Origin of the sequence: Moellerella wisconsensis ATCC 35017, from assembly GCF_001294465.1 — a bacterium.
In the GTDB taxonomy this organism is placed as follows: domain Bacteria; phylum Pseudomonadota; class Gammaproteobacteria; order Enterobacterales; family Enterobacteriaceae; genus Moellerella; species Moellerella wisconsensis.
Genome location: NZ_LGAA01000022.1, coordinates 24,535 through 48,891, shown reverse-complemented (window position 1 = coordinate 48,891; position 24,357 = coordinate 24,535). Strand labels below are relative to the sequence as shown.

Genomic DNA, 24,357 nt, shown 5'->3' with positions numbered 1-24,357 from the left:
AAATTATTAGTTTGCGTATAAATGAAACTATTTTTTCTAAAAAAGAATTGATTTAACCTTAAATGCCTAAAAATTAGGCTGGAGGGGAGTGAAAATCATGCTATCAATTTTAGATTATTTACTTATAAAAAATATGAGTAGATATTTAAGTGACGGGGTCACTTTATGGACTAAAAGAATTAACTCGTTTAGTTAGGTTTATAGATTTGATTATCGAAAAAAAGTTAATTATCTGATTTATTAAATTTTTTCTCGATTTAATTAGTGATCTTTTTGTAAATTATAAGAAATGAGCCGCTGGTAATAGAGGAGATCACCAGCGTAGAGAGAATTATTGTTTGATTATTGATAATAGTGATTTTTAATCAATTTTAAAGATTTATTGTGTCCATTAATTAATAATGTTTCTGTCGTTTTCACATACAAATCATTATAAATTCCTGCCATTGGTGATGCCGGGGTAATCGCTGTAGCCGCAAACATTATATTTTGGCTTCTTACAACGTTATCTAAGGTGAGAATTTGCCCGACTTCGGCACCCATTTGTTGACAGCGAGTACGTTCTTGTTCTGCAATTCTCTGGTTTTCTACACTATTACCTTTAGCTTGATCACGGGTAATTAAACGACTGTGCATATCACCGCCTAAGGCTTTGGCGATAACCGCGCTAATTACGCCTTCAGGAGCACCACCAATACCGTACATCATATCAATATTATGTTGCGGCAAAATAGCTAACAATGAGGCTAAAACATCGCCATCAGGCATAGTTATGACATTAACTCCTTGACTACGGAGTCGATGGATAATGTGCTGATGACGAGGCTTATCTAAAATAGAGATAGATAATTGTTCGATGGGTTTATTGAGCGCAGAGGAAAGCAACTTAATATTAGTTTCTAGAGGATTATCTAAGCTGACCACACCTTTAGCTTGTTGGCCTACAACTAGCTTCTCCATATACATATCAGGAGCTTGCAACAGAGATCCGGCTTCAGCAGCTGCGAGTACAGCGATTGCATTTGGTTCATTGCAAGCGACCATTCGAGTACCATCAATCGGATCTACGGCAATATCTAACGACGAGTTACTATGTTGACGTCCAACAGTTTCACCAATATACAGCATCGGGGCATCGTCAATTTCACCTTCACCAATAACGATTTTACCCTGAAAATCTATTTCATTAAGACGATTTCTCATCGCCTCAACCGCAGCTAAATCTGCTGCATTTTTATCTTGTTTACCAACCCAATCATAGGCTGCTATTGCAGCAACTTCAGTAACGGAAGCGATTGCATGAGCAAGTTCATCGCTAATTTTCATGATTAACTAGTTCTCGAGTGAAGAAATGGAAGGAAATAATAGGGATATGATACTTTTTTTAGTCAATGGGTTGCAAACTTAACTGTGGAGAAAATGAGAAAAATAGGGGACAAAGTATCCAGCTAGATAAGATTATTATTTTAAATCAATTCAGCGCAGTCGTGGTATCTTGATGGTTAAGATATCTTAGGCAACATCGGCATAATAATATTTGTATGACGCTGTTGCCCGATAGATAGTTTACCTTACATCATTTCGACAATTGAAATACCGACAATAATCGATACTAACGCGAACAAGGTACTTAACAGCACGGTTGCTGCTGCGGTATCGGTATAGGCTTTATTGGTGATCGCTAATGCAGGTACGGCGGTCGCTGTAGGGAGTACACCGATAAGAAATGCAGCTTTAAGTAAATCATTTTCCAGTCCCAATGCCATACCTGTAGCTAAAATTAATGCAGGCTGAATAATATTTTTGATCCCCACATTAAAGATAATTTCGCGGTTGATGACTAGCTTGATGCCAGAAAGTAATAACCCTAAGAAGAATAGCGCGACCCCGCCGGCAGTTTTTCCTAATTCATTGACGGAGTTCTGTACGACTTCAGGCAGTTTTACCCCAGTGATGGCTAAAATAGCCCCAAGAATAGGTAAAAAAACTAAAGGTTGAGAAACAGCATGGAGTAATGAACTTGAAATACTTTTGCCTTGTTTATTGCCACTTATCATTAATAAAGTAAATGGAATAATAATCACTGTATAGATAAGGTTACCGAGTACCATGGCAATTAGCCCAGAAGAACCTACAGTGGCTAATAATACCGGTGGACCACAATAGGCCATATCCGGAAAGGATACCGAAAGAGCTTGCATGGCAGCATCTTTTTTATCGTGTTTAAAACAAATTTTTCCGAGGATAAAACCTATAGCGTAAGAGATGATTAGACCGGCAGCCAACGCCAGTAAATAATCAATATTGAGGATCACTGAAGGCGAAGCCGTTGCCGCGGCTAAAAAAAGTGCAAAAGGTAAAGCTATTTTGACCACAAAATCAGCAAATGCTTGGGAATATTCTCTTTTTATGAAGCCGTATTTGCCAGAAAAATAGCCAACGGCCAAGCCTAGAATAATGGGGCCTAAGGCGGCCAAAATTGTCTGGAATAAAATCATGTTCTACCTCATGAGGTAAGTCTAAATATATTAATATTATTTAAATATCAGTTAATAAAACCCTATTTTGATGTGTTCATTATGATAGGTTCATTATAAAGTTATCAGAATTAAACATCAGCACGTAAACGCAATAAACTATTTATTATTTCTATTATTAGATTATGGTGAACAGAAACATTTTTATAATTATAATATATTAACTATACACATTATTTATTTATAAAACAGAGTTAGGTTTTATTTTTGAGAGATTAATATCAATGAAAGATTTTTAATTCAAATGAAATGTTTTTTTAGAAAAATTAAATTTTAAATAGTACGATTTGCGATTTATTTGGCTTAAAATTTTGTGGAAAATAAATGATTTATCATACTAAGTATTGCTTGATGAGATCAGTTATCATTAATGCTTATTCCAAACTAAACATAGTCAGGGAACTAGCTGAGATGTTGGTATTACGATTGATTAATGTAATAACAAATACACTAATGGCGCGTATTCACTATTCGTTTTATACTTGTCATGGCGAATGATTATTTGATGATAGAACGCTTATGTGGCAAATGTGTTTTTAACCCAGATGGATGTTATTGCTATTAATTACTGATCAGCCTATTACTTCATGGCGATGATGAGGAAACCTTCCCGTCCCTACATTTGAGAGATAACCCAGAGTGGATGAACTGTTATTTATCGGATTGTTGATTGTTAGTCTGCTAATTATTTCCCCTATATTGGCATTGATTGCGATGGGTCGTACCAAGCGGATACAGCAAGAATTAGCACTTCAAAAGCAAAAGATTCAGCAACTTGAACGACGATTATCTTCAGCGTCGTCCATTTTATCGTCGTCATCGTTACCGTCACCGACATTTTCATCCTCGGATATTACTTCGCCGACTCATGGTCAACAAGAGCAACTATTACCCACAAATGTGCAGATAAAAGCGATTCCGAGTGAACAAAGTGAAATAGAGACAGCAGATATGTCTTCCTTGAAGGCTCAAGGAATGATTGATATCCCTTCTTTTACAGCGCCAGAACTACAGTCTAAGGTTAATAAATCCCCTGAAGTTATCACTGTGGTTAGCCATTTTATTTCTTGGTTATTTAAAGGCAATCCATTAGCTAAAATTGGTATCTTATTGTTATTTTTGGGCTTAGCCTATTTATTGAAATTCAGTATCGAAAAAGAGCTAATATCGCCACAAATTAGATTAATTTTTGCGGCAGTTGGCTGCATTATATTATTAGGATTAGGGATTGGATTAAAAAAGAAACGGTTATTGTATGCGCTTATTTTGCAGGGCGGGGCGATAGGCGGTTTATATATTACCGTGTTTGCTGCCAGTAAACTGTATTTCATGCTGCCTTATATTGCAGCCTTAATGTTGATGGTATTTATTTGTACGGCGAGTGTAATTTTAGCTATTTTACAGCGGGCAGTAAGCTTGGCGATGTTAGCATCTATTGGGGGCTATGCTGCGCCTATCTTACTGTCTACTGGCGGTGGGAGTCATATTGTATTGTTTTCTTATTACCTTATGTTATCTCTTGGGATATTGGTGATAAGTTATTGGCAGTCTTGGCGGCCGTTAAACCTGATAGGGTTTATATTTACTTATGGCACTGCATTGATGTGGGGTATGGAATACTATCAGCACCAATATTATCTTTCTTGCCAGCTATTATTAATCGCCAACTTAATAATCTTCAGCTTATTGACCCAGCTCTTCGCTAATAAAAACTGTCAACATCAACAGATGTTAGTTGATAATGTTTTATTATTTGGTCCACCGATAATTAGTTTTATGTTGCAGTATGTATTAGTTGAGCCTTTTTACCTTGGCGCTGCATTTTCAGCACTAATTTTTGCAGCAATATATTTATTCATCGGCTACATATCGCATAAACGTTATTATTTTTTAGGCAGAAACTTAGCGTTGGGATACATTACTTTGGGAATGGCATTTATAACATTAGCCATTCCCCTCGCGATTTCTTATGAATGGACCTCTATTGTCTGGGCAGTAGAAGGTTTGGCTATTCTGTGGTTTGGTTTTCAGCAAAATCGTAGAAATGTGATTATCGCTGGTAGCTTGTTGATCTTTGTTAGTAGTATGACATTACTCGGCGGACTGGGCTTCACAACATGGAGTCGAGGTAGTGTTTATATGGTGCCAGTATTGATTATATGCTGTACTTTTGCCGGTGTATTATTCCGTTATTATCGCCCAGGACAACCATTAACTAAAGTTATTAGCCGACTGTTTTTATGGCTTAGTTTATGTGCATGGGCTAACTGGCTATTCGATATCGCCGATATTCTATCTTGGAGCATAGAATCAGAAAGCTTTACTATTATGGCAGTAGTTGTTCTATCTGCCTGGTTTTGGCGTGTAGTAGGAATGAAAACTCAATGGGCAAGTTTGCTTTATTGCCAATTATTATTGTGGCTGGCGGGATATTATTATCTGTTCTTAGATTTCATTAATAATCAAGAACCCTTAGGTAAGGCTGAAAGTTCACTGATTTGGCCGGTATTATTGGGTAGCTTGATTCTATTTATTGTTAATTCTTATCAAAAAGTTCCTCGCTGGTTCTATGCGACTATGCATATTGCTACATATTGGCTGATTCTGTGTTTCTTGGCTGTTGAAATATCTTGGTTCGTTTCATTATTGCCTTGGGGCATGACGGAATGGAGCTACTTTATTTATATCATGGCAATGGTAGCAATTATATTAATGCTTTATTGGTTACAGCGGAGTTGTATTAATCCGATGGTTTTGCATAAGAAATTATATTGGCTAGCTACATTACCGCTCATTGGATTAATGGTTGGCTGTTCATTAGCCGGAAACTTACTCGATGGAAAGTTAACATTTTGGACTTATATTCCCTTACTTAATCCATTGGATGAGGCGGGACTATTTAGCATTGTGGCATTGATTTGTGCTACGCGTTGTATTCGACGGTTAAAAAATCTGTCAAGTAAGACTCGTAAGATCTTAGTTAATAGCTTAAATTTAGCTATTATTATCTTAAGTATTTGTTGGTTTAATGGTGTTTTATTACGGGGGCTGGTGGATTATCTTGATTTATATTGGTCTCTCAGCAGTATTTTAGACTCACGATTTATTCAAACAACATTATCGATAGTTTGGACTCTCGTTGCGTTAATTATCATGATTATGGCTCACAATAAACAGCAACGAATCAGTTGGTTTGTAGGTGCAATTATCCTTAGTGCGGTAATGGCTAAACTATTTTTAATTGACATAACTAATGAAGATGGATTAATCAAAGCGATAACATTTATTGTGGTCGCTGTATTAATTTTAGTTGTGGGTTATTTTTCTCCGTTACCACCGAGAAATCAAATTTCACCATTAGAAACCGGAGAATTATCCGATGCCAAAAAGTAGGATTATGTTTTCCGCACTGATTCGGTTATTGATATCATTATTGACGGTGTTTACTTTATCTGCTGTTGCTAATGAAAATAACACCACTGCATGGATGGTATATGATTTTTATCAAGGTACTGAATTAACCACGCCAAAGGTACCGATAAGCAATTCATCGATAAATAAGCCATTGGTAACCCAATATACTGACGCTTTTTATTGGTTACAATTACCAGAGCAGGCCTATTTAAATTCGGCGTATCCAGACAGTTTACAAGATATTAGTGTGTTCAATAGCGAAGGTGAGGAAATCCCATTTTCACTGTTTAAAGATAGCACAGAAAATTCGGTACAAACGCCGATAAAATTTATGCTGTATCCGGTACAAACTCAATTTATTACAAATAACAGTGTGACTGATAATAAGCCGCAGTTAGAGATTAATACTGAGAAGGGTATCTGGTTGAAAGTTTCGGGGGCAATGATTGAACAGCATTCAAATGTGAATAATCAAGCCTATTTGTTAGTGGCTCAGGATGAGAAAGAATTAGCCACGCCATTAGATCAATTAATTATTAATTGGTCCACGATAACTAATAATTGGCAAGCAAAAGCAACGGTGTACAGCAGTAGCGATAAAAAAATTGGACACCGTTGGCAAATAATGTGCCATTAATGGAGTTAACGTCAGTTGATGGTAAGTTAATTAGCCGCAATATTGTATTAAATAAACAGGCTCAATCAGCCTATTGGTTACTAATTATCGATACCGATAAATCACAATCAGCGCCAAAAATTATGTCTGTAAACGGTATTTCTCAGCATAAAAATGTACAAGCGCGACAACAAGTATTTAAGTTTAAACAAACTAATGAAGGTGAAACGCGTAATGAAGTTACTTATCGTTTGCCCACAGAACAATTGATTAGTTCGCTAAAAATCACATTACAGCAAAAAAATCAGGTATTACCGATAAAAATTGATTATCAATCACATGCCGATGGTCCGTGGATCCACTTAGGGAATTATGTGGTTTATTCATTAGAGGATAATGATCTGCAGAAATATAGCTTACCGATCACCGTGAATAATTTAATCATCCGTAAAATGCGTATAACAGCGCTTAGAGGTGGTTGGGGGGAACATCCTCCGTATGTTTCTGGTACGCGTGATGGAATGAATATTATTTTTAATGCACAAGGAGTTGCGCCTTATTTATTAGTCTGGGGTAATATTAATGCTCAAAATGGCAGCTTGCCATTAACCGAGTTATTAGCGAGTTCGTTGACACCCCAGCAGGTGATGGCACAATTTAATCAAATTGAAGCGGATAAAGATATTATTGAGCTGGGTGGTTCAGATCGTTTGAAGAATAAAAATAATTTAGCCAATGATACGAAATGGCAACATTATATTTTGTGGAGCATTTTGTGCCTTGGTATACTCATTCTAGGATTTTTTTGTTGGCGATTACTGATTGATTTAAAAAGGCAATCACCGAGTGGTGACTAATTGAGCAGTTTAGATTGAACGGATAACTGTCATTATTGTCGATAATAAGTCAGGTTAATTTTGCCATTTATTAGCAAGGAGTTTAGCGATGAACGTGATAGAAGCTATCAAACAACGTAGGGCAACTAAACAATTCGATAGTAAATTTATATTGAGTTCAGATCAAAAAAAGCAATTAATTGAGTTAGTATTAGAAAATGCGCCCAGTGCCTTTAACTTACAACACTGGCGCCCGGTGTTAGTTGAAGACCCAGCATTAAGAGCGCAGATACGTGAAATTGCGTGGGATCAACCACAAGTGACTGATGCCTCTATGTTGATTGTATTGTGTGCTGAAGTGACTAGTTGGCAAACCAAACCGCAGCGTGTCTGGGAAGGGGCAACAGAGCAAGTTAAATCATTAATGACTTCTGCAATTGATCAATATTACCGTGATCGTCCTCAAGTTCAGCGTGATGAAATTATGCGAAGTGCCGGTATTTTTGCCCAAACATTAATGCTAGCAGCGAAAGGCCAAGGGTTAGATAGCTGTCCAATGGATGGTTTTGATTTTGATGCGATGGCAAAATTAATCAAGCTACCTGAAAATCATGAAGTTTGTCTGATGATTGCTGTGGGTAAAGCCAATACTGAGCCATATCCACGAACAGGAAAATTTGATTTTTCCGATGTTGTGAAAGTCGATCATTTTTAATTATTTGATTGATTAGCTTCAATATGGTTTAAACCAAGAAGGTACGGTGATATTTTTATCGGCCTTCTTGTTTATATACTGTTTATCTTACTGATAACTTTACATGAAAATCGCAAATTATTACGCTTAACTGTCACTCCATTGCAGTTTTAGGTGTTAAATGAATAACAACTTAACTGTCTATCTGGAGTAAATAAATATGGCAAATGATTTTTGGACTAAATCAGTCTTTGGCTTACTGATAGCGATTAGCCTTGCATTTAGCACAGCGGTAGCTTCTGCTAGTGATTTATCTTCGCCAGTTGTTTATCAAGTATCCCATATTGTGCATTCTCAAGCTTCACACTCTGATGCAGATATTGAATCTATTCGAGAAAATAATGAATTTAATCGGATTTTAATTAGCGATGTCGATCTAGATAAACGTTTTTCTAGTAAACAGATAAAAATAAAATCAAGAAGTTAAATATTCCCTAGTATTTTGTATCTAACTGATTTTTTGCATGATTCTGTATTGATTGAAAGTGTATAGTTTTCGTACTAGGTAATAGCCAATGCTTTTGATACCTCGTCTGAAGTAACATAATTTAAGAGGGTTTTAAGGTACGGTGTGATAAAAATAAGTCCACTGATGCAGATAGATGGAAAAGAGGCTTGGAATTTGGCTTAAAATATAGCATTAAAATTTAGTTTAAAAATAATGCGGTTTAAATTGTAGTGCAGGAATACATAAAGATGAAAGATATCAACTATATAGAAAAGATGGCCTCGCTACTACAGTGGGTTCTTAATTTGGGATTAATCTGTCTTGCGACAGTACTAGTGTTCTTTTTAGTTAAAGAAACTTATATTTTATCATCATTAATGTTTGGTGATATATTAAACGAAGTACAGGAGACAACTTCTTATCAACTGCTCGAAAGTATTGTTACATATTTTTTGTATTTCGAGTTTATTGCTCTGATTATTAAGTATTTTACATCAGGTTATCATTTCCCATTACGTTATTTTATCTATATAGGGATAACTGCAATAATTCGTCTGATTATTGTTGATCATAGCGACCCAACGACGACACTACTACACGCGGGGGCCATTCTAGTTCTGGTTATTGCACTTTACTTAGCCAATACGGAAAAATTAAAACGTGCCTAGCGGATGATAAGATTCAAAGAGTTGCTAAATAGTCTATTTAGGCATGATGTCGCTAAAACAGATAAATATGATAAAAATAGCTATTCGTAAGGATAGCTATTTTTATTTGGAACTAAATAAAAATTAATTTGAATATCAAATATAAATCAATTCATTTAAATGATAATTAAATAAATCAAAAGCTATAAACTTTCTATTCTATCTTTTAATGCTGTAATGAAACGCTTATTGTATGATTAAGCTTGTTTGATATTGAATTATTGAATGTTTATAGTATGCATCGCTGGTGATTAATAATGTTAGCTCAATAATTTAGTCATTTTATTAGCATGACAAATAAGATATTTGATTATCTGGGGATCAGGTTTATTCAGACTGATTATTAAAGATATAAAAAATATTAACTAAGAAGAAGGATATTCTTTGATTAATATACTCATTATTGAAGATAATAATATTATCTTACATGGATTACAGTCTATTTTTACGAAGAGCTCACGCCTTAAAGTATTGGAAGCGGTATCTATGGTGAGCCAGGCTATCATATGGTGCCGACATCATAATACGGATGTTATTTTAATGAATGCAAATCAGTGCCATTTTATCTCTTTAGATAAAATACAAACTCTGATGCGCTTACAACCAGATGCAGTGATTTTATTACACTCGGCATATGACAATTATGCTTGTTTATTGAAATCGTTAGAAATGGGGGTTCATGGCATACTCAGTATCAGTGCCACCATGGACAATATTATTGATGCAGTAAAAGTAGTTAATACACGGCAAAAATTTTTATCGCCAGATATAGCACAGAAATTAGCGTTACATCGTGCTAGTTATGCTGAGCAATGCGACTTATACGCGATACTTTCACGGCGAGAAATGGAGATTATGCACTTGATTGCAGGGGGGGTTGCGGTTACTGTTATCGCAGAACGTTTGCAAATTAGTCCTAAAACAGTTAATTCTTATCGTTATAGAATGTTTAGTAAACTAAATATCCGTAGTGATGTAGAATTAACTCATATAGCAATAAGCTATGGATTAATAGCAATAGAGCGGGTTTATCAAAGTGGCAGATCAATTTAATTCACGTGCATTTTTACAAACGGTTACTAGCCAACCAGGGGTTTATCGGATGTACGATATCTCAGGGACGGTTATTTATGTCGGAAAAGCTAAAGATCTGAAAAAAAGATTATCAAGCTACTTTCGCAGCAATGTTGCGAGTAAAAAAACTGAACAACTAGTTAAAAACATTGCACAAATTGATGTTACGGTTACCCATACTGAAACCGAAGCACTGCTACTTGAACATAACTATATTAAGCTTTATCAGCCCCGTTATAATGTATTATTGCGTGATGATAAATCCTATCCTTATATTTTTCTCAGCAGCGAACGGCATCCACGATTATCGATGCATCGAGGAGCAAAACATAAAAAAGGTGAATATTTTGGTCCTTTCCCAAACTCATATGCGGTGAGGGAAACGTTAGCATTAATGCAAAAATTATTTCCAATTCGCCAATGTACAGACAGTGTTTATCGTAATCGCTCACGGCCTTGTCTACAGTATCAAATTGGTCGATGTTTAGGGCCTTGTGTTTCTGAGCTGATTAGTGACGAAGAATATGCACGCCAAGTAAATTACGTGCGATTATTTTTATCTGGTAAAGATAAACAAGTATTGTCCGGATTAATTACGCGTATGGAAGAAGCCAGTAAAGCTTTACGCTTTGAAGAAGCAGCCCGTTATCGTGATAAAATTCAAGCTGTTAGAGCCGTAACTGAACAACAATATGTTTCAGGCGGTGAAGATGACTTAGATGTAATTAGTGTTGCATTTGATGCTGGAATGGCTTGTGTACATGTATTGTTTATTCGCCAAGGAAAAGTATTAGGGAGTCGCAGTTATTATCCTAAAATACCTAACGGAACATTATTAAATGAAGTTGTTCAGACATTCTTAGGACAATTCTATTTACAAGGCAGTGAAAATAGAACATTACCGAGCGAGGTATTACTCGATTTCTCATTGCCTGATAAAGAATTACTGGCTAATTCATTATCAGAGATTGCAGGCCGTAAAATTAATATCCAGACCCATCCTAGAGGTGCTCGGGCGCGCTACTTGAAATTAGCTAGAACCAATGCGACTATCGCTTTAACCACTAAATTAGCTCAGCAATCAACAATTCATCAGCGGCTCCGTGCATTATCGACGGTGATTGGAATTGAACATATTCAGCGTATGGAGTGCTTTGATATCTCACATACGATGGGTGACCAAACAGTAGCTTCATGTGTGGTTTTTGACGAAAATGGCCCAGTAAAATCAGAATATAGGCGCTATAATATTTCTGGGATCACTGGTGGTGATGACTATGCGGCGATGCATCAAGTACTCACGCGTCGTTATGGTAAGCATCTCGATGAGGATAAAATCCCCGATATAATTTTTATTGATGGAGGTAAAGGACAGCTCGCGCAAGCAAAAGATGTTTTTTCATCATTAGAAGTTGATTGGAATAAAAATCATCCTTTATTAATTGGTGTAGCTAAAGGTAGTGATCGTAAAGCAGGATTAGAAACATTATTTTTTAAACCTGAAGGTGAGGGAATTTCGTTACCTCCCGATTCACCGGCATTGCATGTTATCCAGCATATTCGTGATGAATCACACAATCATGCGATCACTGGGCATCGTCAGCGAAGAGCAAAAGTTAAAAATACCAGCGCATTAGAATCAATTGAAGGTATTGGACCTAAAAGGCGGCAAATGCTGCTAAAATATATGGGGGGTTTACAACCCTTACGTAATGCAAGTGTAGAAGAGATCGCAAAAGTGCCCTCGATCTCATACGCATTAGCAGAAAAGATTTATAATGCATTGAAACAGTAGGTGTCTTAAGGCACCATATTAAGAAAATTTATTCTGGCCAAAAAGTTAGCGAGCATTATGCAACTAAATATCCCAACTCTGTTAACGCTATTTCGCGTAGCCTTAATTCCATTCTTTGTTTTGGCTTTCTATCTCCCATATACATGGGCACCCTTTGCTTGTGCATTTATCTTTGTCATTGCGGCTATCACCGATTGGTTTGATGGTTTTTTGGCGAGGCTCTGGAAGCAGACGACTAAGTTTGGGGCATTTCTAGATCCGGTTGCGGATAAAGTGATGGTGGCTGTTGCATTAGTCTTGGTGACAGAACATTATAATGTTTGGTGGGTTTCTTTGCCGGCGGCCACTATGATAGCGCGTGAAATTATTATTTCATCGTTAAGAGAATGGATGGCCGAGATAGGTAAACGAAGTAGCGTAGCGGTATCCTGGATAGGAAAATTTAAAACTACGGCACAAATGATGTCATTAGTCGGGTTATTATGGCGGCCAAATATGGAAGTTGAGATAGCGGCGATTGTTCTTTTATATATCGCGGCAATTTTAACTTTTTGGTCAATGTTTCAATATTTACAGGCTGCATGGTCTGATTTGAATGAAGCGTGATCGAAATGATTGAAAAATCGCCGAACGAACTGAATATTAAATAATTGTGTTGACTAGAAATGTGAAATCAGTAAAATGCAACGCATCGAACGACGCAACGGTTTATTAAAATAAATAAGTAAATCAGTGAGTTTGAAAAGTTTGAAGGCGGGAATAGCTCAGTTGGTAGAGCACGACCTTGCCAAGGTCGGGGTCGCGAGTTCGAATCTCGTTTCCCGCTCCAATCTCAGATTGCTAAAGTAATGAGATTAGGTAAGGCGCGTTGGCAGAGTGGCCATGCAGCGGATTGCAAATCCGTGAACCTCGGTTCGACTCCGGGACGCGCCTCCAAGAATTTAGCCCAGGTGGTGAAATCGGTAGACACAAGGGATTTAAAATCCCTCGGCTGTAAGGCTGTGCGGGTTCAAGTCCCGCCCTGGGCACCAAAATTAGAAAATGGACCTAAAATGAGGTCCATTTTTATGTATAAATCTTCCAATGCATTGATAAAAATATCAGTATTATTTCTTTTAGCGATTATCATATACTAAAGAAAAATTAAAACTAATGATAATAAACATTAATTGTGTTGACTAGAAATGTAAGATGCGTAAAATACAACGCAATGATTTATAAAATAAATAAATAAATCAATAAAACAGTTTTAAAGCGGGAATAGCTCAGTTGGTAGAGCACGACCTTGCCAAGGTCGGGGTCGCGAGTTCGAATCTCGTTTCCCGCTCCAATCTCAACTATAACTACAGTATGAGATGAAAGATGGCGTGTTGGCAGAGTGGCCATGCAGCGGATTGCAAATCCGTGAACCTCGGTTCGACTCCGGGACGCGCCTCCAAGAATTTAGCCCAGGTGGTGAAATCGGTAGACACAAGGGATTTAAAATCCCTCGGCTGTAAGGCTGTGCGGGTTCAAGTCCCGCCCTGGGCACCATATAAAACTTAGTTGTTAAATCAACAAGTTAGAGTCAGAAAAAAGCGACCTATAAGGTCGCTTTTTTTGTGACTGAAATTTTATTTTTAGACTAAGAAACCGTTGTATATTAGCGAAATAATTCCAGTTTCCTTCCTCAAAGATGTGAAAGAAAACTGGAGGATAATAAAAGAGGATTATTTTAATAATCTAACTTTGACTGATTTCCCTTTAATTTTACCTTGTTGTAACTGTTTTAAAGCATGTTTTACCACAGATTGTTTAACCGCAACATATGCATGTACAGGGTGAATGACAATCTTGCCAATATCTGCACCTTCTAAGCCCATATCACCAGTTAAGGCACCGAGAATATCGCCGGGACGAATTTTAGCTTTCTTACCACCATCGATACATAATGTGGCCATTTCAGCTTCGAGAGGAGTAATTTGTAATCCTCCCGGAACAGTTTGCCAATTGAGTTTTATCTGGAGCATTTCTTCTAACGCGTTTGCACGTTGGGCTTCTTCAGGCGCACACAAGTTAATAGCCAAGCCACTTTCTCCTGCGCGGGCAGTACGCCCTATGCGATGGACGTGAACTTCAGGATCCCAAGACAGTTCGTAGTTAATTACCATTTCTAATGCTTTGATATCTAATCCACGAGAAGCGACATCTGTCGCGACTAAAATCCGGCTACTGCCATTTGAGAAACGTACCAAGGTTTGGTCACGATCACGCTGTTCCATATCACCATGCAGCACCAGTACACTCTGGTCACTATCGGATAAAGCCTCAAAGACATCTTGGCAATCTTTTTTGGTATTGCAAAATACTACGCATGAAGCGGGTTGCTCACGGCTCAATAGCTTTTGTAATAAATCGATTTTACCTTTGCGAGGCACTTCATAGAATTGCTGCTCGACAGCAGGGAGCTCATCAACGGAATTAATTTCAATTGTTAATGGTTGATTTTGAATTCGCTGGCTAATAGCCGCAATAGCTTCTGGCCATGTGGCCGAGAATAGCAGGGTTTGACGTTGAGTAGGCATGCAAGCAATAACTTCATCAATTGCATCGACAAAGCCCATATCGAGCATACGGTCAGCTTCATCTAACACCAGTGTTTGTAAAGCATCAAGATCAACAGTTTGTTTTTTAAGATGATCTAATAATCGACCCGGCGTAGCGACAATAATATGTGCGGGATGCAGTAGAGAATCACGTTGAATACTAAAAGGCGTACCACCACACAGAGTTAATACCTTGATATTCGGCAGATAACGAGCAAGGCGACGTAATTCATTTGCTACCTGATCAGCTAGTTCACGGGTAGGACATAGGATCAGTGATTGAGTTTTAAATTGTTTGACATCAATACCCTGAAGTAGGCCGAGACCAAAAGCTGCTGTTTTACCGCTGCCTGTTTTGGCTTGTGCACGGACATCTTTCCCTGCGAGGATCGCCGGTAATGCCGCGGCTTGTATTGGGGTCATAGTCAAATAACCCAGCTCGTTTAAGTTGGTAAGTTGTTCCGCAGGAAGCGCGTTAAGTTCAGCAAATGAGGTCACAATCAAAATTCCGAATAAATAAAATACATAATAGCCAGCAATGATACTATCACTTCTCTGTTATGTCGTGAGGAACTTGCATCCGAGCGATAAAAGTGTGTAGTAAAATAAACAGAGAGCAATAGTTATGCCTATAATCAAAACGCGTGCTATTGTTTATTAAAGGAATTGTTATTGTGATAAATAAAAGGATTATGGCTTATAAAATAAGCACTATTCAATATACTATTGATAGTAGGAGTAGAATGAAAAAAACACTTGGAACTTTATGTTTGTTGTATCTTTCATGCAGTGGACAAGCAACAACACTTAATGTTGAAAAAAATAGCTTATCAGTTGAAACTTTCTCTTCAAAAAATGGCACTTTAGTGATTAACGGCCAAGCATTGTATGAACGTAAATTAGCGATAACGGTAGTTAATCGGGGTGAAAGCAAAGTTGAGTTGACAGGGTTTAGCGGTTGCTATAAAGCCTTTGATAAACAAGGAAAACGTTATGTAGCTCGAACAACTCAATTAGACTTATTAGGTTCAATTGAAAAAAATGCAGCTAAATGGGGTGAAATATCGATTGTCGGTAAAGATGATAGCGTCTATAAGGCAATTTTTGTTGAATGGTCGAGCGATAAATCATCATGTGATCGTTAAAGAATAATAGCATGATATTATTTTCTAGTTTAATCTCAAATGAAAATTATATGTTATTATAATAATATTATTTAATAAATGTATCGAAGGAATATCGTTTTTGAGATTAAAACGATATTCTAATATCGATTTCTTTAGATCTTAATGATGTTTATGCCATAATATAAAATGTAACAATCCCATACTACCATGGCCAACGATATATATTTCAATCAAACCAGTTAGCATTTTATGAATATTTTTGGCTTCATTAGCTAAAGGAGCATTTTGTAACCACAATAACAGCCAAATTAACCCAGAACTAACGACCAAAAATAATGCCCCTAGTCCTAAACCTTGTACTGAAGTGGCTATGCCATTAGCAGAGCTTCCTGGTAATTTTAAATGACTAAGTAATTTAAAATCTTTTTTTATTTGAGATAAATCACCAAATAAATAAGGAAAAAAGTAATGAATTCCTCTATTTTTCATACAGTTGATAATAAAATAGAGAGCTAAAAAAAATAAGCTTATCCCAATAATAATATGTAGCCAAGTGCAATAAAATTGATAGCCTTGATCTACAATCACACCAGTTTTAGCTATTTCCATCCAATTACTAATAATAATTTGAGTGATAACTAATAATAAAATGAGTAAATGAATAACGCGTATTTTACGAGTCTGATAGATACTAAAAAATTTCCAGATTGAATTTAGAAGATTCAATTTGTACACCCAATAAATAAAAAATTATTAATGATATATATTTATATGAGTAGAGCACATAAAGCAAGATAAATAAAAACACTAATATTGATGCTCACAAAAAGAATTAAATATATCATTTTATAATTCGTCAATTACTTATTTAAAATAACAATTAGTTACAATAAGTATATATACTAAAGTGGTATTAATATAGAAAGCTACGTTAAGTTAGATAACAGCAGACAATGATATAATATTTAATTTTCCTCATTATTTTTATAATGGTTTTGTAAAATAGCTTAAATAGAAGGTGTTATGAAAAATATATATTGGATAGTATCGCTATTTTTATTATCGACTTCAGCCATAGCACAGTGTGATTTTAAAAAAGTGGCAAGAAATGAAGTATTAGAGCAGAAGATAGGGATATCAGGTAATTGTGACAGTAAAAAAGCTCTACAGACTCAAGGGACGAAAAAGATTGATAAAAGCTTAGATGTTGATAGTCAAAAAATAAAAAATGATGGGATTGAGAAAAAACATCAGATCGAAAAACGCGTTAATCAAACTCAGAAACTAATTAATAAAGATAAATAGCTATTAATTAATTTTTTATATAAAAAAAAGACCAGCTCAGATATCGACTGGTCTAAATAATAAATTGGAAGCAATGTGAGTAATGTCGCTATGAATACTTGATATATACAGTCAGGTACTCATAGCTAGGAGAATACTCGTTGTTATTTTGGATATCAATCTTTAATTTATTAAGGTTAGTTAGGGAATAGATATAATATCTGAAGTTAATTCAACGGGTTATAAAAGTTCTCATATAACTGACTTATTTATTAGAGCACTTTCATCCTTTTTTCATGTTGTTGTCTACTTGGTAAAAGAGGGAGCGATAAAGTGAGAGCGACTAAAATAATTTTGATAAATAAAAAATATTAATTTGAGTAAATTTGACATTATTTAAAATATCTTTTGTTGTTGCGTTTGTTAACGATTAGTAATAACTTATCATTAATTGTTTGTAAAAGATTAAAACTAGTGGCATTAGCTTATTGCTTTATCAATACAAGTAATAATGGCTGGATAAATATCAAGGATCCTACAGAAGGAGTAATTTTATCTGTCGCCGTTAATTGTATAAAACAGACTAATACAAGTAGGTTTAACATGATGAAAAATATTACTTTTTGTTGTTTATTTATAGGGATCAGTTGTAGTGCGTTACCTGCTGAAGGTACTACTGATGTCAGTTTCGATCATTTATCATTAAAAGCAGTGATTGCGATTGCGTATGATGACTGTAAAACAGAACAAGTTTCCTGTACTAAAAAATTAAAACAAGCTATTGATTTATCAAGAGTGATTTCCTCCTCTACTATTAATCATATCTGTCTGTCGAGTGATTATGGGTCTGTTGAATTACAAGAATTCTGCGATGATACAAGCTCTAAATTAAATGTGGCTCATCATCAGATGCTGGATATTCACGATATGCGAGAATAGCGAATATATTTGCACCAATAATTTTTTATCCTCTATATTTAACAGAGCTATTAATAGTTATTGGTTTTTTAAAGGATTATACGCGAATGAATATAATAGGTAAATCTAAGTAAATCAGATGGTTCTGTGATAGTAAAATAAAGATTCTGTGGCAAATTAGATTTTTTAGTCATGGAATTTAGTTATTATGAAAACAGAAGTTATTGTTATTCGGTTAACCAAACAAGAACGAGCAGTATTGGAAGCCAAGAAAACAACGCCATTGTTAGCTGATTGGATTAAAACATTAGCTTTTGCAGCACCAAATAGAGAACAGCAAGAATCTCATCAGTTAATATCAAATACTTCGTCTGCAGATGAAAAATGAATTGTATGAGTATCTTCGGAGCATTTTTATGTTAATGGATTTTGTATATTAATAATTATAACAGTTAAAAAAGTGCTTGAAACATAGACTCTAAACGCGGATTTTTTCTGTGAACTCTCAATATAGTTGAGCAGAACTATATCAAGGCGAAACAACTGTCTATATTTTATGTATGGATAATTATCATCATATTGTCAGGCGATGATAGGATTATTATTTATATTCTTAGCTGAAAATATAATATATATACAGTATAAATAATTTTTTTGATATTGCATATTATAAGATTGATAGATAATAATTATATATTTCGGTGTTAATATCTAAAAAAGCCCTCCAATGAGCGAGGGCTTTGAGGAACATAACATTAAAACAGTATTCACCTGTCAGTAAACCATACCAGAAAAATTTATTTATTTAATGATGCATATCAATTCATTTATTAATGTAGTTAATAAATAAACTGTTTTTTATACAATCAAGTGCATGTATCTTTATATGATCATTGTAATATGATCGATTGGTTAATTTATTGAAAACTCCAATTTTCAAAGTGTAAAACTGAATAGCCTATTGATTTTTATGTTAAATATTGTTTTCTTGTTTTAATTATATGAAGAGTGTTTTATATGAAATGTTTGAATAAATATTTCAATAACTGTATTTCTTAGAATAATTTAATATTTATTGTTTATTTTTAAACAATGAGTTTAATTTTTTAATTACATTCTATTAAAGGTAAATAATAAAATTACTAATTTTACACTAAGGAGTATTTTATATTTTTTAATATAATAGTAGTGATTAGTTATATTATTTAATCAACCAAGTTACTAGAAAGATAGTTACCAGTAACTTGGAATAGGGCAGAGAATTCAGGCGCTAATGGCTTTCATAACGAATGGAGAAAATACGAATTAAATCATCCACACTGAGTTTTTCTGCCATATGACGAGTATTAAATAAAGGAGTATAGACAGTTAACATCTTTTGGTAAGTAGGTAACATTAAAGTATGTGAATCGCTATCTAAGCCAGTTATTTCGATGAATCGTTTGCTTTTTTTGAGCATATTAGCAATGCTAAAATAATCAGCTTCTAAGTTAGCATCAAAACCACAAAATTGTAGATCCTTCTCTCGACCAAAAGGTTGTAGTTTTTCACTTAATCGCTGTTTATCTGCCTCTGACAATTTGTCATAGCTAGATTTTATAGTTCGATACATGGCTAATATTTGAAAAACTAAGGCAACTTTATTGTCATCAATATCAGGTTGATTGATTAATGAGGCATAGTTTTCTTCAATCACCCAACTATTACCTGAACGAATAGCATCTTCAATAAGTTGCGGATTAAAGTTGCCTTGAATATTTGATTGCTTATAGATGTCACATAGCATGAGTAATTGTAGTTTTTCTATCGGCGTTAGCTTCATTTTTACCTCATTTTTTAACTTGATTACATCTAATAGCTAATTACCGTTCAATTGCTATTATTACGCTGTATTGCTTAGTGTACTCTTTTTCTACGCTAGTCAAAAATTAGCGTTATTAGGCAGTTCTCCGTAGAGTTTTAGCAATTGATTAATCTAATAACACTATTTTCAAAGCCGTTATTTTATAGGCTAACTTTCGCGTTTGTCTTGGTAAAAGTTTGATAGAGAATTAATATTTATAACTTGTGAAAATTAATAAATAACTTAAATTTGATTGACTAGCCAGTGAATATTATCCATCCAGCAGCCATTGCCATACAGATTACGGCGACAATTCCACCCGATTTAGCAAATTCCATAAAGGAAATTTTGACCCCATAAACAGCGGCTTGTTCGACCACAATGATCCCCGCTAAACTGCCAAAGACAAATAAATTACTGGAAAACCCGGAGCCAAGCACCAGTGCTGCACCAAGCGCTTCTGCATTCCCATCTGGCGCTAAAAAGGGCACCAATAACATAACTGCCGGATTATTCCCTACGATGCTACTGAGTACGCCAGTAGTAAAGAATAATATTAAAGGATTATTAAGATCTACTCCAGCATGGTGGAGGTCATTTAGCAGCGATTGAGGAAGACCAGTTGCAGAAAATGCAGCATTAACAACAAATAAGCCCATGATAAGTAATAATAAATTACCATCAACTAATTTTAACATATCACTAGAGGCAATTGAGCGATTAAGCAATAAAAATCCAGCGGCAGTAAGTGCAATTAATTCGCGGGGAATATCACTGACCACGAATGCGACAATGACAATAGCGGTTATAATACCTGCTTTACTCGTTTCCCAGAGATTTAACGGTGTTTTTTCTTGATTATTGAGGCTTGGTAATGCGCTGTCGGCTGAAGATAAATACCAGCGCTTACGATAAATAATACTTAATACAGCCCAAATAATCGGTAATGAGACTAATGCAGGAAGGGCTGAAACTTGTAATAGCCCGACAAATGATAAGTCTAATCCCTGCGCTGCAATCATATTTTGCGGACTACCAATGAGCGAACCGGCTGCACCATTATTTGCAGCAAAGCAAAAGCCGAGTAAAAAAGGAATAGGATTTAGCCCGCGTGACAAAGTGATAGAGACCAACAGCGGTGTCATTGCAACTACCACCACATCGTTTGTCAAGAGTGCAGATAATAGGCCACCCACAGCAATCAATACTGCCAATAGTATCGGTGCACTGACTTTAAGGTTCGCGACTCGGTGAGCTGTCCAGTCGTAAAAGCCAGAAACCACAAAAGAGGCGGAAACTACCATTAAGCCAAATAACATACCAATAGTGCGATAGTCGATAGCTGCCCAAGATTGTTGCGCGGTTATACTGCCTGCGGCCATCATGGCTAATGCACCAATGACAGCTGCGCCCGTACGATCGACTTTAAAGCCGGGGAGTTTGCCAAATCCCATCGCGATATAGACGACTAAAAAAACAAGTATAGTAATTTCCATAAAATGATTATCTAAAGTAGTCTGTTAGTAATAAGCATAAAGTTCAGCTCATAAATAGATGAATTACATGAGCCGTAAATAATAAAGTGAAATATAGTGGGTTAATAAATAAAATTGTTAACTCAAGGCTAACAGTCCCCTATTAATAGACTGGGCTATTTTTATCAATAATTGGGATATATCGACTAATCCAACGTTACTGTAACGTTGAGTCATGGATGAATCAAGTTAATGTTAGACAAGCATATTAAGTTTAAATGATTACCAATTTTAGTCGTCATGACAGGATTGAATATTATCCCAATTAATTCTTATCATGAGCTAATTGGGATCTAGAAAATAGTGACACTAATACAGAATCTATGAATAAAAATTAGTTTTTATCTGCTAATAATTTTCTTACGGTATGTTCATCAGTCACTAAACCTGTTATCCATCGTCCAGTTAATGCGGCTTTGATGGCTAAGTATTTATTATCACCACCAGCAAATGCAATAATAGAGCGAGAGGTATTTTTCATTAATGGAATGCTGGTTAATGTTTCGTCTAATTCGGTTTGACATCGTTTACCATCCGCACAAATAAAGTGCCCGAGTAATTCGGCAACTGCGCCTTGTTTTTTTATTTTTTCGACTTGTTCATCAGTAATAAATCCTTCTGAGTTTAAAGGACAGCCTAAATTAACTTCACCAATCCCAATAAATGTCACATCCGCATGTAATGCTTTGGTGGTTACATCTTGATAAACGCGATGTTGGCACCACATTTGTTTATCGATCAAGCTATCGGCATATAATGGAGCAGGCAAAATAAAGTGTTTACATTGTAATTTTTCAGCTAACCATAAAGGGACATCATAGCGTGTTGCTGAGCTGTCTCTGGCAATGGCTCCTATTAACGAAACACATTGATGTGCGGGATAATTTAAACGGGGCAAAGCATCAATTACTGAGCGTAAAGTTTTACCCGATCCTACGCCGATAATGGTGGATTCTGCGTGATCAACACACTGAGTCATGACTTCAGCACCAGCGACAGCAATCATGTTATTTACTGCATGGTTATCTAATTGTCCTGAAGGAACGATTTGACACAGTTGTAATTGATATTTTTGTTGTAATTGCTGAGCTAATTGTAAACATTCACTAATAGGATGGGTTATTTTGACATTGACCATTCCTTGTTCATTTGCCATAGAAATCAGTCTTTGCGCTACTTGACGAGATAATCCGAGCTCATGGGCTATCTCTTGCTGTGTTTTTCCTGCTACATAGTACATCCAAGCTGCCCGCGCCGCCTGTTCCTGTTTTTTTTCTTCTTTTTGCATTAGCCATTCCCCAATTATTTGAGCTTATTGTATTTGTGAGCAGATGCTATTTGAAAGGGCAAATGTTTATTTTGTGAGAAGCTTCGCAGTATTTATAGCATAAACCTAACTAAACTATAACAAACGGGCAGATGCCCCTTTAAAGGTCAAATGTTTAATTGGTTCTTAGGAGGCATTATGCCGCAGCAACATTCTGTTTGGATGCACATTGGTGCAGGTTCTTTTCATCGCGCTCATCAAGCTTGGTATTTGCATCGATTAATCGCTCAAGGTGATGATAGTTGGTCGATCGCGCTGGGAAATATTCGTAATGATGCCAATGAGTTATTAGAAAAATTAGCTGCTCAGCACGGTGAATATACGCTAGAAACCGTGTCACCTGAAGGCGAACGTCATTATGAAAAAATTACGTCAATCAAGAAAATCCTTCCGTGGGATGAAAATCTTAGTGCATTAATTGTGCAGGGTTGTCAGCCACAAACTCGGGTTCTATCATTTACTGTTACCGAGGGGGGGTACTATTTGACGCCACAGCATGAATTGGATCTTCAACAGGCCGATATTCAAGCAGATTTAGCGGGCGCCAGCCGTACAATTTATGGTGCTCTGAGCCTCATTTTACGAGCGCGTTCACAGAATGAGGGTGAGCCTATTACATTATTGAATTGTGATAATTTGCGGCACAATGGTGAACGTTTTCGCCATGGGTTTCTCTCTTTCTTACAGGCCAAAGGGGATAATGCCCTGTATGAGTGGGTAAAAACACAAACTGTGTCACCGAATACGATGGTTGATCGGATTACTCCTCGTCCAACCGCTGATATTGCTGAACGTGTCAAACAGCACACCGGCTGGGATGATCAAGTACCAGTGATGGGAGAATCGTTTATTCAATGGGTTATTGAAGATGATTTCATTAATGGACGGCCTAAACTAGAGCAGGTTGGAGTCGAAATGGTCAGTTCGGTATTGCCGTGGGAAGAGGCGAAAATCCGTATTTTAAATGCCAGCCATAGCTGTATTGCTTGGGCGGGAACATTAACCGGACTGAACTATATTGATGAAAGTACACATAAAGAGCCTATTCGTCAGATGGCTTGGAATTATGTTACTCAAGATGTCATCCCGGCGCTATCGCCAAGCCCATTAGATTTAGCGGCTTACCGTGATGTAGTATTAGAACGGTTTGGTAATCCGTATATTAAAGATACTAATCAACGTGTTGCTGCGGATGGCTTATCAAAAATTCCTGGGTTTATTACTCCGACACTTATTGAGCGTTACGCGCAGGGTGATATTCCCGTAGCAACGGCTGTCTTACCCGCATTATTCTTTGTTTTCTTACGCTATTGGGCGGAGAAAAAGATCCCTTATGAGTATCAGGATGGGGTAATGAATCAGTTACATTATCAGTCATTTTTGAATCATGAAGGCGATTTAGCTACTTTCGTTGCAGATAAAACGTTATTTGGTGAATTAGCTCTATCAACGGATTTTTATCAATTGATGCAACAAACCGTGGCTAATATTGAGGCTTGGATAACGACACCAGACAGTAATTTACGCCAAAATAATTTGCCAAAAAACTGTTTATAG

The 24,357-nt window shown here is 36.1% G+C and carries 19 protein-coding genes, 6 tRNA genes and 1 pseudogene; 19 read left to right on the top strand and 7 right to left on the bottom strand.

Features of this window, described 5'->3' with window-relative positions:
* Positions 1–342: 342 nt before the first annotated feature.
* Positions 343–1,326 carry a class II fructose-bisphosphatase gene (glpX, locus tag M992_RS11250; protein ID WP_053908689.1) on the bottom strand — a complete coding sequence of 328 codons (984 nt, stop codon included), beginning with the start codon at positions 1,324–1,326 and terminating at the stop codon, positions 343–345.
* A gap of 245 nt (positions 1,327–1,571) precedes the next feature.
* Positions 1,572–2,495, bottom strand: a complete 924-nt coding sequence (locus M992_RS11245; RefSeq protein ID WP_053908788.1) for an AEC family transporter — start codon at positions 2,493–2,495, stop codon at positions 1,572–1,574.
* A gap of 681 nt (positions 2,496–3,176) precedes the next feature.
* On the opposite strand from M992_RS11245, the gene M992_RS11240 reads away from it, so the two are divergent.
* From M992_RS11240 to M992_RS11170, 14 genes and pseudogenes are all read left to right on the top strand, one after another.
* A complete protein-coding gene (locus M992_RS11240) occupies positions 3,177–5,930 on the top strand; it encodes a DUF2339 domain-containing protein (RefSeq protein ID WP_053908688.1) in 2,754 nt (917 codons plus the stop codon).
* Positions 5,917–7,424 (top strand): annotated as a pseudogene (locus M992_RS15640) (DUF3999 family protein). Before M992_RS11240 ends, M992_RS15640 begins: the two are co-directional and overlap by 14 nt.
* A gap of 88 nt (positions 7,425–7,512) precedes the next feature.
* On the top strand, positions 7,513–8,118 hold the full coding sequence (locus M992_RS11225; RefSeq protein WP_053908685.1) for a nitroreductase family protein: 606 nt from the start codon (positions 7,513–7,515) through the stop codon (positions 8,116–8,118).
* 199 nt (positions 8,119–8,317) lie between these two features.
* Positions 8,318–8,584 (top strand): hypothetical protein, encoded by a 267-nt coding sequence (locus tag M992_RS11220; protein ID WP_053908684.1) that lies wholly within the window; start codon positions 8,318–8,320, stop codon positions 8,582–8,584.
* A gap of 269 nt (positions 8,585–8,853) precedes the next feature.
* Entirely contained in the window at positions 8,854–9,273 is a 420-nt protein-coding gene (gene psiE / locus M992_RS11215) for a phosphate-starvation-inducible protein PsiE (protein WP_053908683.1), read from the top strand.
* 423 nt (positions 9,274–9,696) lie between these two features.
* Entirely contained in the window at positions 9,697–10,365 is a 669-nt protein-coding gene (locus tag M992_RS11210) for a LuxR C-terminal-related transcriptional regulator (RefSeq protein WP_053908682.1), read from the top strand.
* Positions 10,349–12,181 (top strand): excinuclease ABC subunit UvrC, encoded by a 1,833-nt coding sequence (gene uvrC / locus M992_RS11205; RefSeq protein WP_053908681.1) that lies wholly within the window; start codon positions 10,349–10,351, stop codon positions 12,179–12,181. Before M992_RS11210 ends, uvrC begins: the two co-directional genes overlap by 17 nt.
* Positions 12,182–12,238: 57 nt before the next feature.
* The gene (gene pgsA, locus M992_RS11200) at positions 12,239–12,787 is read left to right on the top strand and encodes a CDP-diacylglycerol--glycerol-3-phosphate 3-phosphatidyltransferase (protein ID WP_053908680.1); all 549 of its coding nucleotides are present in this window, start codon (positions 12,239–12,241) and stop codon (positions 12,785–12,787) included.
* Positions 12,788–12,934: 147 nt separating this feature from the next.
* Positions 12,935–13,010: transfer RNA gene (locus M992_RS11195), tRNA-Gly, on the top strand.
* A gap of 33 nt (positions 13,011–13,043) precedes the next feature.
* Positions 13,044–13,117, top strand: a tRNA-Cys gene (locus M992_RS11190).
* A gap of 8 nt (positions 13,118–13,125) precedes the next feature.
* Positions 13,126–13,212, top strand: a tRNA-Leu gene (locus tag M992_RS11185).
* 223 nt (positions 13,213–13,435) lie between these two features.
* Positions 13,436–13,511: transfer RNA gene (locus tag M992_RS11180), tRNA-Gly, on the top strand.
* Between the two features lie 34 nt (positions 13,512–13,545).
* Positions 13,546–13,619 (top strand) — tRNA-Cys (locus M992_RS11175).
* 8 nt (positions 13,620–13,627) lie between these two features.
* Positions 13,628–13,714 (top strand) — tRNA-Leu (locus M992_RS11170).
* 176 nt (positions 13,715–13,890) lie between these two features.
* Here the strand turns inward: M992_RS11170 and dbpA are convergent.
* A complete protein-coding gene (gene dbpA, locus M992_RS11165; RefSeq protein ID WP_053908679.1) occupies positions 13,891–15,264 on the bottom strand; it encodes an ATP-dependent RNA helicase DbpA in 1,374 nt (457 codons plus the stop codon).
* A gap of 245 nt (positions 15,265–15,509) precedes the next feature.
* On the opposite strand from dbpA, the gene M992_RS11160 reads away from it, so the two are divergent.
* Positions 15,510–15,911, top strand: a complete 402-nt coding sequence (locus tag M992_RS11160; protein ID WP_053908678.1) for a DUF4354 family protein — start codon at positions 15,510–15,512, stop codon at positions 15,909–15,911.
* A gap of 141 nt (positions 15,912–16,052) precedes the next feature.
* Here the strand turns inward: M992_RS11160 and M992_RS11155 are convergent, their stop codons facing one another.
* A complete protein-coding gene (locus tag M992_RS11155) occupies positions 16,053–16,628 on the bottom strand; it encodes a cytochrome b/b6 domain-containing protein (protein WP_248842522.1) in 576 nt (191 codons plus the stop codon).
* 288 nt (positions 16,629–16,916) lie between these two features.
* Here M992_RS11155 and M992_RS11150 point away from each other — a divergent pair, with 288 nt between their 5' ends.
* From M992_RS11150 to M992_RS11140, 3 genes are all read left to right on the top strand, one after another.
* On the top strand, positions 16,917–17,198 hold the full coding sequence (locus tag M992_RS11150; protein WP_053908676.1) for a hypothetical protein: 282 nt from the start codon (positions 16,917–16,919) through the stop codon (positions 17,196–17,198).
* A 453-nt stretch (positions 17,199–17,651) separates the two neighbouring features.
* A complete protein-coding gene (locus tag M992_RS11145; RefSeq protein ID WP_134473697.1) occupies positions 17,652–18,116 on the top strand; it encodes a hypothetical protein in 465 nt (154 codons plus the stop codon).
* Positions 18,117–18,303: 187 nt separating this feature from the next.
* Positions 18,304–18,483, top strand: coding sequence for a hypothetical protein (locus M992_RS11140; RefSeq protein ID WP_053908674.1), 180 nt, complete (start codon positions 18,304–18,306; stop codon positions 18,481–18,483).
* An 882-nt stretch (positions 18,484–19,365) separates the two neighbouring features.
* Here M992_RS11140 and M992_RS11135 read toward each other — a convergent pair.
* The 3 genes from M992_RS11135 to M992_RS11125 form a co-directional block, all read right to left on the bottom strand.
* Complete coding sequence (locus tag M992_RS11135) at positions 19,366–19,917, bottom strand: YfbU family protein (RefSeq protein WP_053908673.1); 552 nt, start codon at positions 19,915–19,917, stop codon at positions 19,366–19,368.
* Between the two features lie 278 nt (positions 19,918–20,195).
* Positions 20,196–21,434, bottom strand: coding sequence for an ArsB/NhaD family transporter (locus tag M992_RS11130; RefSeq protein WP_053908672.1), 1,239 nt, complete (start codon positions 21,432–21,434; stop codon positions 20,196–20,198).
* Between the two features lie 373 nt (positions 21,435–21,807).
* Positions 21,808–22,761: a sugar-binding transcriptional regulator gene (locus M992_RS11125; protein ID WP_053908671.1), complete on the bottom strand. Its 954-nt coding sequence runs from the start codon at positions 22,759–22,761 to the stop codon at positions 21,808–21,810.
* Positions 22,762–22,938: 177 nt separating this feature from the next.
* Here M992_RS11125 and dalD point away from each other — a divergent pair, with 177 nt between their 5' ends.
* Positions 22,939–24,357 carry a D-arabinitol 4-dehydrogenase gene (dalD, locus tag M992_RS11120; RefSeq protein WP_053908670.1) on the top strand — a complete coding sequence of 473 codons (1,419 nt, stop codon included), beginning with the start codon at positions 22,939–22,941 and terminating at the stop codon, positions 24,355–24,357.